This is a genomic window from Belnapia mucosa (genome assembly GCF_016775475.1).
Classification (GTDB): domain Bacteria; phylum Pseudomonadota; class Alphaproteobacteria; order Acetobacterales; family Acetobacteraceae; genus Belnapia; species Belnapia mucosa.
The window spans coordinates 17,065-28,976 of sequence record NZ_JAEUXJ010000032.1; the positions used below are offsets into that span (position 1 = coordinate 17,065).

Genomic DNA, 11,912 nt, shown 5'->3' on the forward strand with positions numbered 1-11,912 from the left:
CTGCCTTGTACGGTCTGGCGCCTGCTGCCGAGATCGGCTCCACCGAAGCGGCGACCAATACGCGTTTGCGTCACAGGCGATGGCGTACCGCTGCGCGCCCAGGAAGAAGGCTCCAGGAACACGGCAGAGGCGGTCAGTGTCCGCTACGGACTTCAGGATCAAACCTGGTTCCGCCAGCCGCAGGATGGCCTGGGCGGAGAGGCGGGCCGGGCATTGGGTCGCGTACTAGGCAACTTCTTGCGGGGCGGCCAGACCGGCAGCAGTCGGTGATCCGCGCTGCCCGGCTGATGGTCGGCAGCCTGGTCCTGCTCGCCTTCAGCGCCTGGATCGCGCTGCACACGGAGCCATGTCTGCGGAGCTACGCTGGGGGCGCCGAGGCAGCGACCGAAGTCAGGTTGTCGGCGAGCCCTCGCCCAACCGCTGAACCTCCGTGCGAGCCGAGACGCGCTCCTCGGGCAAAGGGATGAACTCCGCCTCGTCGCCGGGCACCTTGCCGAAGCGCCCGGCCTTCCAGTCGGCCTTGGCCTGTTCGATCCGCTCACGGCTGGAGGAGACGAAGTTCCAGAACAGGTGCCGAGGCCCGTCCATCACGGCGCCACCTAGCAGCAGCACCCGCCCGCCCCACGGCCCGGCACGAAGCGCCAATCGGTCCCCGGCGCGGAAAACCAGCATGCGGCCCGGCTCGAAGCGGTCGCCCGCAACCTCGACCTCGCCGTCCAGGACATAGGCCGCGTGCTCCTCGTGCTCGTTGGGCAAGGGGAAGGCAGCGCCGGGAACCAGGACGGCGTCGGCGTAGAACAACGGCGAGGAGATCGCGACGGGCGCGGCCAAACCCCAGCCCGCACCGGCAATCAACCGCAGCCGGACGCCGCCGTCCTCGACAAGGGGCAGGCTGGCAGCGGGGTGGTGCACAAAGCCAGGCGCCGTCTCCTCTGCATCCTTGGGCAACGCAACCCAGGACTGGATGCCGAACAGGCGGTTGGAATGGGTGCGTAACACCTGGTCCGTACGCTCCGAATGGGCAATGCCGCGGCCCGCGGTCATCCAATTCACCTCGCCCGGCACAATCGGCTGCTGCGAGCCGAGGCTGTCGCGGTGCAGGATCTCACCGTTGAACAGGTAGGTCACGGTGGAGAGGCGATATGCGGGTGTGGGCGCACGTCGAGCCCCCGCCTGGCCAGGAACTCGCCCGGCCCCATCTGGTCGAAAAAGATGAAGGGGCCGACCATCTGCCGTTCCTTCGCGGGCAGGGCGCGGCGGACCTCGAAGCCGCCGATGTCGTGCGCGCGGGGCAGGAGCACCAGCTCAACGCCGTCCGGCGGCGCGGGGCAGGCGGGATCGTCAGCAGGCGGCAAGCTCATCGTCGTTCCTCCGAGAGGGCCAAGGCCCCGGGTTCGGCCATCCGCGCCGGGGCCTTCACGGCAGCTCAGGCGTTCTGTCCAAGTTGCCGCCTATGTGGCACCCAGCGCTCCGACCATCTGGGCGGGCATCCGGCGCGCGAGGCTGGCCCCGCCAGGCAGGACTCAGCTGGCGATGACGTTCCGCCTGACACCGAGCGACCTCCGCTCCCTGGCATGGTCGAGGCTCCAAACGCCGCCGCCAGCCGCGGCCATGTAGAGGAACACGAAGCAGTACAGGATGGCCGCGTCGCCGCCGTTCAACGCCGGGAACAGGTTCCGCGGCGCATGGCCGATAAAGTAGGCGAAGGCCATCTCACCCGCGAGGAGGAAGGCCACCGGCCGCGTGAACAGACCGAGCAGAAGCAGGACCCCACCGACAGTTTCGATCACCGCCGCGAACCAGAGCAGCGAGAAGGTCTCGGGACCCATGCCAGCGGCGCGGGGCGGGAAGCCGAACAGCTTCTGGGTGCCATGCTCGAGGAAGATCAGCGCGGCGACAATGCGGAGTATGCTGAGCAGGCAGGGCGCCCACTCGGCGGCGAGGGTCTGGGTCTTCAACATGGTGCTCTCCGGTCTGAAACGATGGCGGCTTCGGTTGACGGCTCCCCTGGATCTGACGTTGGTTGCGCGCTGAACCACTGAAGGCGGCCGCCTCGGTCCCTCGGATACCCCATGCACCGCTGTTCGTCGCGGCTCGTCCGGGCGGCAGGCCAGCGGCGGGCTGAACCGACGAACGCCGAGGACGCTTTTCCCACGATCCCACCCGGCTAGGCACAGCTGTGAGGCGGGCCGGAGAAACGCGGTCATGCCGGCCCTCAAATCTACGGCCGCAGCCACCGGGGCGCTCGCCCTCAGCGCCCGCTGCCAGCCTCATCCGAGAATGGGGACAAGCGTAGCCCCCATGGAGCTTACTGGAAGCGCTTGGCAGCAGCCCGCCAACCGCGACGCGGCGGACGTTGACGACTGCGGGATGAGTGTGCCCGTCGCTCCATCGCAGCATTGACGAGCCCGGCGACCACAAGTGGGAGAAGGGCGACGAAGAGCTGCACGATTGCACTGGGCTCTCGCTGCAGCTTTGGGGCACTTAGGTGCTGCGCTTCACCCGAAGCGACCGCTGTCTCGTTTGGACCTGCCGGTACTGGTGCTGCCTGCCTGCTCCCTTTGAGGTTGGCCCAAGCCCGAGTGAACTCTGCTCCGGCCAAGAAAATCAGCGCTGAATAATATAGCCAGACGAGCACGATGATGATCGTGCTCGCTGCACCAAAGCCGGCAGCGACATCGCTCCGTCCGATATAAAGCGCGATTAAGGTTTTGCCTGCAGTGAACAGAACCGCGGTCGCAAATGCGCCGATGAAGACATCGCGCCATGCAAGCTTGCGATCCGGGAGCACCTTGTAGATCGCCGCGAACAGGAGCGTTAGCACCCCTATCGACACCGCAAGATTAAGCACGAAGGCAAAGATCGCACCGCCCGGGAGCGCGGCCTCCAACCAAGAGCCGAATGAGGAAATAGCAGCACTAACCGCAAGAGAAGCGATCAAAATGAAGCCCGTCGTTGCGACCAATCCGAGCGCCGCGGCCTTCGCCTTCACCAAACGGGAGACAGTTTCAACAACCGAGCCAGCTTCAGGCACCTCGGTCTTCCAGACGGCATTGAGCGCATTCTGCAGGGCACCGAATGCGCCACCGGCGGTGAGTAGCAGTGTGCCGAAGCCAATTGCGATGGCCCAGCCGCCACGTGCATTGCCTAACGCGCCGTCTGCCATCTTGCTGACCGCCTCGGCTGCTTGGTCGCCCAACATCCCGGTCATCTGTGCCGCGATGGCATCGTCGACCTGATCACGGCCGAACACGAGACCGGCGATCCCAGTGGCAATGAACAAAAGAGGCCCGACCGCAAACAGCGTGAAGTATGCGATCCCTGCTGCGCGTGTCAGAGCGTCGTCCGAGACAAACCCTTCGCCGGTGTCCTTCAGCAATGCCCAGATTCGGTTCATGGCAAGTGCCCCCAGATTCCCCAGGAAGTGGAACGGATCAAAAATGGATCGGTTTCTTCAGACGGGACGGTGAGGAGCATCGCCGGCCGACTGCGAACTCGTTGCTGGGGGTGAGGTCGGTAGCTGCCGAGCCGGCCATATATCGCATTGAGTTAGGGCGGTCGGTTCTGGCGCCGGCTCTGACCGCCTAATGGTCTCTCCTGTTACCCGTCCGATCGCTTAAAGGTGGCCGAAAGCTGGCTGTCCGTTTCGGACGCGCGAGCCGCGAGGCGGCACCGGATCGAGGAGCGGGGGTGAATAGCCGCTCCAACGAGCAGCCCGCCATGGTGCCGGGTCGGACGGGCAATGAGGAGTCGCTTCGCCAACCTTGTCGCGGGGCCGCGTCCTCCGGATTTTCGATGTCAGGCAGTCCGATGCACCAGCTTGGCCCGGCCGGGCAGCACGCCCGCGGTCAGGAATGACGCCGCGGCATGACCTCGCCGTGACAATGCGGCGCGGCGTCAAATTGCCGGTCGGCCCCGGCCGCGATACGCGATAGTCTTGGGCAACGCGGGAGCGTATCGACATGCTGACGCTCTTCTCCTATCCCGGGCTTTTCGGTCTGGCCGACAATAACCCTTATGGGCTGAAGGTCTTCGCCGTCTTGAAGCTCTGCGGGCTCGGCTTCCGGCAGGACTATACCGTCGATGCCTCGGCCGCGCCGCGCGGGCAGCTGCCCTATCTGCGCGACGGCGAGATGTCTGTCGGCGATAGCGATGGCATCATCGCGCACCTGACGCGGCGCCACGGCCTAGCGCTTGATGCCGGCATGACGGCGCGGGAGCGGGCGATCGACCTGATGATCCGGCGCACGCTCGACGACCTCTACTGGGTCATGTCCTTTTCGCGCTGGAAGGACGATCGCTTCTGGCCACTGTTCCGCGACGCCATGTTAGCGGCCGTGCCGGGCCTCAGCTCCGCTGTGCTGGATGTGGCGCGGGAGTACAATTTCCAACGCTACCACTACCAAGGCATCGGTCGGTTTGAGCCGGAGCAGGCCTATGCCCGAGGTATTGCCGACCTCGACGCGCTGGCGGAGCTGCTGCCCGGGCCCGGCTTCCTGTTCGGTGCCGCGCCACACAGCGCGGATGCCGGGCTCTACGGCTTCCTGGCGAACATCCTCTTCTATCCGATCGAGACGCCGCTAAAGGCGCACCTCGTTACCAAGGCCGGGTTGGTGGCGCATTGCCGGGCGCTGCACGCGCTAATCGGCGGCTGAGGCGAGCCATGGACGAGATCGGTGTCCTCGAGGAAATCCACACCGCCCGCGCACAGCGACGGTTCCACCTCGAACCAGTGCCGGAGGCGCTGATTACCCACATCCTGGACGCCGCCATCCGCGCCCTCGGCCGGCAACGCGCAGAACTGGGCCTTCGTCGTGGTGCGGGATACCGAGCGGCGGTACGCGTATCACGTCAGAGGTCCAGTAGCCCATCCCGGCCATCTAGGAGCGGTGATGTTTTGCCCGCTTTCGAAGGACTGGCGTTGGCAATTGAACGACCGAAAAGGGCACGAGGCTGACGATCCCGAATGCTGGTCAGCATTGTCCGCTCGCCCATCAACACTGAACATAGGCCAGCGGGTATGAAGAACACCTTCGGGCGGATCAGTAGTAGCTATGAGCTGTATGGGAGCCCGCTGCCGCTGGCGGGCGGTCCCTTGTGGCAGGCGGCGCTTATCGTAGATGACGTAGCAGGAGCAGTTGGCTCTGTCGCCGGATCTGCCCTTTAGCGCACCCTCCCACCGCTACTCCGAATGGCATAGTTTGGCCGGCAATGGACAGGCAACTTTTTGGGGCCTGACGAAGCAAAAGTAGACGTTCACCATTCGTCAGCCAGCTCACCGAGTTCGTCCTTCGGCAGGACCTCGCGGCGGCCGTTACGGGTTCCTGCTACAGCAGCGTCGCACCGTGCCAAACAGCCGGGTTCGCATCTGAACCGCTGAGGCGCCCCGGCGGGCGCTCGGCCGAGCGCCCGTCCGCCATGTGCCGCGGATCAAGCCCCGGCATCAGTCGGCACGGCACCTTGCGTTCGCCTGGTGTTGACGGCCGTGATAACGACGACGGCTGCGATCAGCAGCATCCCGGCTCCGGCGAGGAAGCCCGTGGTGTAGCCGTGGCTCAGCGCTGCGCTGGCCGTCGCCACAACACCCGGATCGTTGCCTGCAAGGCCCTCCTGCAGGATCCTGGCCGCTTCGGGCAGCCGCTCGTCAGCCGCCGATGTCGAGATGGTCGCCAGCAGGGCGAGCCCGAGCGCCGCGCCGATCTGCTGCGCCGTGTTAAGCAGCGCCGAGGCGACACCGGCTTGCTCTTCGGCGACACCGTGGACGGCCGTAAGCGTCATAGGCATGAAGCCCATCCCCAGACCGAAGTAGGTGACGAAGAGCGCGGGCAGGACGTGCGCGACGTACGAGGAGCATGCCGTCAGCGTCGAGAGCCAGAACATGCCCATGGCTGCCACCAGCAGGCCCGGAACTGCCACGGCGCGCGGAGGGAGGCGCTCGACCAGCTTGGAGCTGATGCCCGCCGAGAGGACGATTCCGACGCTGACGGGCAGCGAGGCCAGACCCGCCATCACGGGGCTGAACTGCAGGACCTGCTGCATGTAGAGCGTCAGCAGGTAATATGTGGCCATCAGTCCGCCGCCGATGAACAGCACCGTTGCATAGGACCCCGACCTGTTCCGGTCGCGGAGTAGCTCGAGCGGCAGCATCGGATGCTGGCGACGGCTCTGGAGCCACAGGAACAGCGCCCCCAGTGCGGCTGCGAGGATGAGGGCGCCCACGGTCACGGCGTCGCCCCAGCCGTGCTCTCCGCCCCGAGTGATGCCGTAGGCGAGCGCGACCATCACGCCGGTGCCGCTGATCGTGCCAGGGATATCAAGGCGCTCGATGTTGCGCTGCCCCTCGGCCAGAGTCCCGGTGCCGGCGAACACCGCCAAGCCGATCGGGACGTTGATGAAGAAGACCCAGCGCCAACTCAGCATCCCGGTCAGGACCCCGCCGAGCAGGACTCCGGCGGTGATGCCCACCGCGGACATGGCCGCATAGACCGCCATGGCGGAGTTGCGCGGCTTGCCTACCGGAAAGGTGGTGGCGATCAAGGCCAGCACGTTAGGTGCAACCAGCGCCGCTCCGAGGCCCTGCAGGCCGCGGGCGGCGATCAGCATCTCCGGGCTCGTGCCCAGGCCGCCGAGCAGCGAGGCAACCGTGAACACGACGAGGCCGACCCGCAACACCCGGCGTCGCCCGAAGAGGTCGCCAATCCGGCCGCCGAACAGCAGCAGGCTGCCGAAGGCGAGAACGTAGGCGTTGACGATCCACGGCAGGGCCGACGCGGAGACAGACAGTTCGCGCTGGATGCTTGGCAGGGCGATGTTGGCAATGGTGTCGTCCAGGACGAGCATGAGCTGTGCCGTAGCGATGACGATGAGGGACAGGCCGAGCCCGCGGCCGCCCGGGGTTGACCCGGGCTGGCCCGTCGGTGTGGCAGACATGAGTAGCCTCCTGAAAGCTGGGCGGGGCGCAGAGCGCCGGGTTACATCGCGTGGCCCGTGCTGACCGGTAGGCCGGACGCAGCGAGCGCCATCCACACCGCCATGGCGACCATCATCAGGTTCTCGGTCAGCGAGATGAACCCGAGGGGGACGTTGCTCGACCCACTGACGCAGGCGCAGTTGAGCTCGCGCCGGTCGATGTAGACGGCCTTGAACACCGAGGCCGCACCCACCGTGCCGATGAACAGGGCGATCGGCACCGATAGCCAGGTGAGCGCGCCTGCGACCATCAGCACGCCCGCCAATCCTTCAGCGAAGGGATAGATGTAACTGTACAGCACCCACCGCTTAGCCAGCAGGTCGTAGTTCAGGAACATCGTCGAGAAGCTCTCGATGTTCTGGAGCTTCAGCAGCGCCAGCACGGCCATCGAGAAGCCGATGAACCACTCCGCCGCGCGAAGGGTAAGGACGCTCCCCGTCACGCCGTAGCTCGCCGCCATCGCCATCAGCGCGGTCATGGCGAACAGCGCGACGACCGGACGATAGCTCGTCGCCTTCGGTTCCACGACAGGCTTGCCGAGGAAACGGCGCAGGTCGTCGTAGCCGCCGACGCGCTCGCCGCCGATGAAGACTTGAGGCGTGGTCGCTACCCCATGCTCGGTCTTGAAGGCGTCCACCTGTTCCCGGGTGGTGAGGTGATGGTCCTCGACCTCGTAGCCGGACCGCCGCAGCAGGTCCTTCGCCTTCAGGCCGTAGGGGCAGGTGTGGTGCGACATCATCATGCGGTGGATAACCGCCTTTTTGGCGGTCGCCGGCATGGCGTGGTGGTTCGGTGCCGCCGAACGGAGGGTCGTAGCCGGCATCGATGGTCTCCTTGAGATCCGGTCGGCACGGATATAGGTTCGGTACTATGGTACCGAATCAAGGGGCCCGGTCATCGCTCACAAGCGAGTCCCGAAGGGCCACGTCGCTGACCATTGGCAAGTTGGCTGCGGCGGGCCACGTCGGCGTCCAGACAATCCGCTTCTACCAGCATCGGGGCCTGCTCAGGACCCCGCCACGGGGCGAGGGGGTCCGGCACTACGACCTCGAGGATGTCCGGCGTCTCCGCTTCATCCGGCAGGCGCAGACGGCTGGCTTCACGCTGGAGGAGATCCGGGAACTGCTGGACCTCAACGCAGGCGAGGATCGTAGCCGTGCCCGAGAACTTGCGATGGCCCGGATCGAGGCACTCGATGCCAAGATTGCTGACCTCCAGCAGGCCCGGCAGGCCCTTCGGCGGCTGGCGAGGGAGTGCGCGGACGGCAAGACGGGACCGTGTCCCATTCTGGCAGCGTTCAAGGTGTGATGTTGTCAACGCATTCACGCCGGCTTTCCGCGAAGTTGTCGGTTGGCCTGGTTCTCTCACGAAGAGGCCGGGGTCCTATGTCCGCTTTCGGGACGTCGACCGCGGGGCGTCGATGACCGCTATGGACGCAGAGCCGCCAGTCTCGGCTGCTGACTAGCAATATCTGCTCATACACCAGAACCGAACATACCGGCTCCGGGCACGAAGGTCGCCTTATACCAGATCCCGCTGATCAGAACCCATGCAGTACAGCGGCTGCGCCGAAGCCGGAGTGGGCTGCGTCGGGCGCTCCCCCTGCCGACGATAGGTTGGGATCAAAGAGATTTGGTATAAGTTTGCGGCGGTCCCGTCTATAACCCTGGGCGGTGCGCTCCGCCGCTCGGTCACCTCGGCCGAGCCGCAGGCCACACAGGCCATCCCCGTCCCCCGTCGAGCCCAGAGCCGGAGCCTACCAGCCCGACCCCGGCCGGCCAAACCGGCCGCTTGGCGCAAGACCGGACAGAACCGTTCAGGTTAGGTGGCGCCTGCGAGGGTGAACAGCCGCTTCAGGTTGTAGGCCGTGGTGACCAGGTTCCACTCGCCGCGGACCTTGTCGAGACCTCGCAGCAGGAACTGGCGAAAGCCGAGCTCAGGGCGGGCAATGTCGCCTTCCCTTCCTCAACACCGACCGGGACATCTCCACCAAATTGGCGGAAGTTGTGCCTAGAAATGTGATTCACAATTTTGGATAAGCAGGGCAAAATCATGGCTCATAAACGCGCATTCAATAGATCATCTTGGGGGCAACATGATTTCAGTAGATCAGGTAGAGCGTCTAAAGGTTAGACGCGGAGACAAACGAAGCCTCGATCGCATTCTTTTTCATTATAATATCGAAAAAAATCTAGCTAAGCGCTTACGTGACTCAAGATCAGATGAACGAACAGAATTATATACGGCTGTGTATAACGAGCTCTACGAAACAGTTCCGGATCTCCGCAAGATTATGACTGATGCGGCTGTTCGGGATGTCAATATTGGCAATCAGGTAAAAATGTTGTCTCGCTATGTTTCTTTAAACGAAACATTCCTCGAAATCGGAGCTGGAGACTGCAAACTTAGCCTTGCTATGGCCGCTCACGCCGGCAGATGCATCGCTGTTGAGGTGTCATCAGCCCTCCTTCCCAAAGGCGATCTACCAACCAACTTTTCTGTTGTAATGTCGAAAGGAACAGATATCCCAGTTGATTCGGAGTCAGTAGATCTAGTGTTCAGCGATCAACTTATGGAGCATCTTCATCCCCAGGATGCTGCTGAACAGCTGAAACAAATTTTCAAATGCCTCAAACCCGGGGGCCGGTATATTTGTGTTACTCCAAATCGTATTAGTGGGCCGCACGATGTTTCCGGCTACTTCGACGCGATAGCGACCGGCATGCACATGAAGGAATACACATATGGAGAACTAAAAGAGCTTTTTTGCGGCGTTGGATTCAGTAAAGTTCGAGTTCTTCTTGCGCGTCGAAATGTAATTCTTGGATCAGTTCCAGTATATCTATTTTCTTTGCTCGAGAGAGCCGTTTTGTTCCCACCAGATTTGTTCCGAAACAAAATACTCGATTTTCCTCTAATTAGACTTTTGCTTGGCGTCAAAATCATAGCTATAAAACTGCCAAAGTGACTATCTGAATTTTGTATTTGAGGCAGTTCAGCTCTATTAATTCCGTTTGGCTTTTTTCGGGTTCCGGGGTGTTGAGAGCCAAAGAAGGGGCCGGTGGATCTGAAGGATCGCTGATGGAATGAGAGCGGTGGGACGCGCAGCCGCCGCTCTCATCTTGAGAAGTTCCACTGGTCATGGCTGTTGTCGCGCACCACCATTGGCCGGAAGTTCCGGTCGTTTGTGTCTGGATCCAGCGCCGATGACTGTTGATCGCCGGAGAAGAGTGGCTGTTATCGACCGGAAGTGGCGTCGTCCTTGCCGGCGCAGGACGCAGATGAACAGGCAGGCGCATGCCACAGAGCCCCCCCCGCGGATGCGTCAGCCGGGCGCACTCGCATGCCTGCTCTCGGCAACATACGCACGACGCGCAGATGCCTGGATATCTGACGCCGGTTTCGAGCCAATGGAACGCTGCTCAGGGGACAGGTCGGAGGGAGGGACGCCAAAGGCAGCCCCCCCTCAGACCTGACACTGGCAGCGATTTCCCGCCGCATGGTGCCACTTATACCAAATCCCTCTGATCAGAACCCATGCAGTAAAGCAGCTCCGCCGAGGCCGGAGCGGGCTGCATCGGGGCGGTCCTCTGCCGCCGATAGGTTGGGATCAACGGGACATGGTATTAGGGCCGAAGCAGCAGAAGGTGTTAAGCGCCAAATTTGCTCCACCAGATGGCCCTCGCCAAACCACACGGCCGACCGGATCGGCAATGATCGCCACTGCGAGCCAGGCAATCTCCGCTGAATCACCCACTCCGAGCAGCTCCTCAATCGTCGTCCGAGGCCGCCGAAGTCCTCAGGTCCAGGTCCCAATCGTCGACCTGGACCCAACCTCGCCTCCGGTATAGCTCCTCCAAGTCAACGGCTCCGAATGCCAACCTTGACCGTGCGCGGCACCAGTTGCGTCGTCGACAGCGTGGTAAGGCCGGCACCGAGACCCACCGTGTACCTCCGGATTCAGAAGCCCATCGCCTTGCGAGCCAGCTCAACAGCGCCGGCGCGCGACTTGGCGGCGCCTACGAAGCGGCGCAGATGCACAAACACGGCATCCGCCACGCCCGCTTCCACCACCAGTGCTTCCCCTTCCAATCCGGCCCAGGCTTCGGGCAGCGGCAGGCGTTGCTCGAATGAGCCCGGTTCCGGCGGCATCGTATCCAGCATCCAATCCCGTTCGAGGCTGGGGAAACGGCGAACAAGACTGGCAAGTCGTGCGAAAAGACCACGTTCTTCCAAGGCATCCCGCAGCCCAACACCAGGATGCGCGGATCTTCGCCAGCTCTATGTGCAGCGAGGACGATAGCCTCGGCAGCAAGACGGGCCCGCAGTCCATCAATGCGGCGGCGCAAGATGCCTAACGCCAAGGTAGATGCTTCCTGAAAGGCGGCATCACCAGCCGCAAGTCCAGTCCCGGCGGGATCGTCCCAGACTGGATTGAATTTGCTGATCAGCGCTGCCATGCCAAGCGTATCGCATTGGGTCGAGCCACTGGCCGATACGCCGTTATCAATCTCGTCGATCCGCCGCACCACGCTGTCATCGACCTCCAGGGCGATCGTCGTGGCAAAGGTCTCGATCTCGGTCCCCCGCAGCACGGCAGCGACCGCGCGCTCGCCGTAGGCTTGCCAGATCAGCCCTGCCGAGGAGAATGGCGTTCCATCGGCACGCAGCGGTGCGCCGCGCTGGTGGTGATCGAAGCGCTTCGCCACTGCATCGAAGACAAAGCCTACATCCCACACGATGTCGGCGGTTTCAATCAACGCCGGCTTGCGGGTCCGCAGCAACACGTGGTCCTGGCCGGGTTCATTCAAGCCCAGCGCCAGGCGCAATACGGCGTAAGCAAATACTTCGTCGCAATGGAATTTGCCGCGTAATTACCCACCCCCCCCTTGCGCAGGAGCGGGTTGGCTGATTCGATCCTCACATGCAGCGGGACGAGCTT

General features: G+C 63.5%; 10 protein-coding genes and 2 pseudogenes. 3 read left to right on the forward strand and 9 right to left on the reverse strand.

Features of this window, described 5'->3' with window-relative positions; translation table 11 throughout:
• Positions 1–390: 390 nt before the first annotated feature.
• From JMJ55_RS28655 to JMJ55_RS28665, 4 genes are all read right to left on the reverse strand, one after another.
• Positions 391–1,128, reverse strand: coding sequence for a pirin family protein (locus JMJ55_RS28655; RefSeq protein ID WP_456237085.1), 738 nt, complete (start codon positions 1,126–1,128; stop codon positions 391–393).
• On the reverse strand, positions 1,125–1,361 hold the full coding sequence (locus tag JMJ55_RS32360) for a hypothetical protein (RefSeq protein WP_456237086.1): 237 nt from the start codon (positions 1,359–1,361) through the stop codon (positions 1,125–1,127). Before JMJ55_RS32360 ends, JMJ55_RS28655 begins: the two co-directional genes overlap by 4 nt.
• A gap of 162 nt (positions 1,362–1,523) precedes the next feature.
• The gene (locus tag JMJ55_RS28660) at positions 1,524–1,961 is read right to left on the reverse strand and encodes a DoxX family protein (RefSeq protein WP_202829028.1); all 438 of its coding nucleotides are present in this window, start codon (positions 1,959–1,961) and stop codon (positions 1,524–1,526) included.
• Positions 1,962–2,308: 347 nt separating this feature from the next.
• The gene (locus JMJ55_RS28665; protein ID WP_202829029.1) at positions 2,309–3,397 is read right to left on the reverse strand and encodes a YihY/virulence factor BrkB family protein; all 1,089 of its coding nucleotides are present in this window, start codon (positions 3,395–3,397) and stop codon (positions 2,309–2,311) included.
• Between the two features lie 565 nt (positions 3,398–3,962).
• Here JMJ55_RS28665 and JMJ55_RS28670 point away from each other — a divergent pair.
• On the forward strand, positions 3,963–4,655 hold the full coding sequence (locus JMJ55_RS28670; RefSeq protein ID WP_202829030.1) for a glutathione S-transferase family protein: 693 nt from the start codon (positions 3,963–3,965) through the stop codon (positions 4,653–4,655).
• Between the two features lie 775 nt (positions 4,656–5,430).
• Here the strand turns inward: JMJ55_RS28670 and JMJ55_RS28675 are convergent.
• Together JMJ55_RS28675 and JMJ55_RS28680 are read right to left on the reverse strand one after the other, a co-directional pair.
• Positions 5,431–6,930, reverse strand: a complete 1,500-nt coding sequence (locus tag JMJ55_RS28675; protein ID WP_202829031.1) for an MFS transporter — start codon at positions 6,928–6,930, stop codon at positions 5,431–5,433.
• Between the two features lie 41 nt (positions 6,931–6,971).
• The gene (locus JMJ55_RS28680) at positions 6,972–7,793 is read right to left on the reverse strand and encodes a glutaredoxin family protein (protein WP_268885442.1); all 822 of its coding nucleotides are present in this window, start codon (positions 7,791–7,793) and stop codon (positions 6,972–6,974) included.
• A gap of 122 nt (positions 7,794–7,915) precedes the next feature.
• Between JMJ55_RS28680 and JMJ55_RS28685 the strand changes: the two genes are divergently transcribed.
• Positions 7,916–8,278 carry a MerR family DNA-binding protein gene (locus JMJ55_RS28685; protein ID WP_236034181.1) on the forward strand — a complete coding sequence of 121 codons (363 nt, stop codon included), beginning with the start codon at positions 7,916–7,918 and terminating at the stop codon, positions 8,276–8,278.
• A 513-nt stretch (positions 8,279–8,791) separates the two neighbouring features.
• On the opposite strand, the pseudogene JMJ55_RS28690 reads toward JMJ55_RS28685, so the two are convergent.
• A pseudogene (locus JMJ55_RS28690) lies at positions 8,792–8,902 on the reverse strand (transposase); the annotation flags it as partial.
• 316 nt (positions 8,903–9,218) lie between these two features.
• Here JMJ55_RS28690 and JMJ55_RS28695 point away from each other — a divergent pair.
• Positions 9,219–9,938, forward strand: coding sequence for a class I SAM-dependent methyltransferase (locus tag JMJ55_RS28695; RefSeq protein WP_202829033.1), 720 nt, complete (start codon positions 9,219–9,221; stop codon positions 9,936–9,938).
• 992 nt (positions 9,939–10,930) lie between these two features.
• Here JMJ55_RS28695 and JMJ55_RS32230 read toward each other — a convergent pair.
• Together JMJ55_RS32230 and JMJ55_RS32235 are read right to left on the reverse strand one after the other, a co-directional pair.
• Positions 10,931–11,134, reverse strand: a complete 204-nt coding sequence (locus JMJ55_RS32230) for an MYG1 family protein (protein ID WP_407927573.1) — start codon at positions 11,132–11,134, stop codon at positions 10,931–10,933.
• 107 nt (positions 11,135–11,241) lie between these two features.
• A pseudogene (locus tag JMJ55_RS32235) lies at positions 11,242–11,799 on the reverse strand (MYG1 family protein); the annotation flags it as partial.
• Between the last annotated feature and the right edge of the window lie 113 nt (positions 11,800–11,912).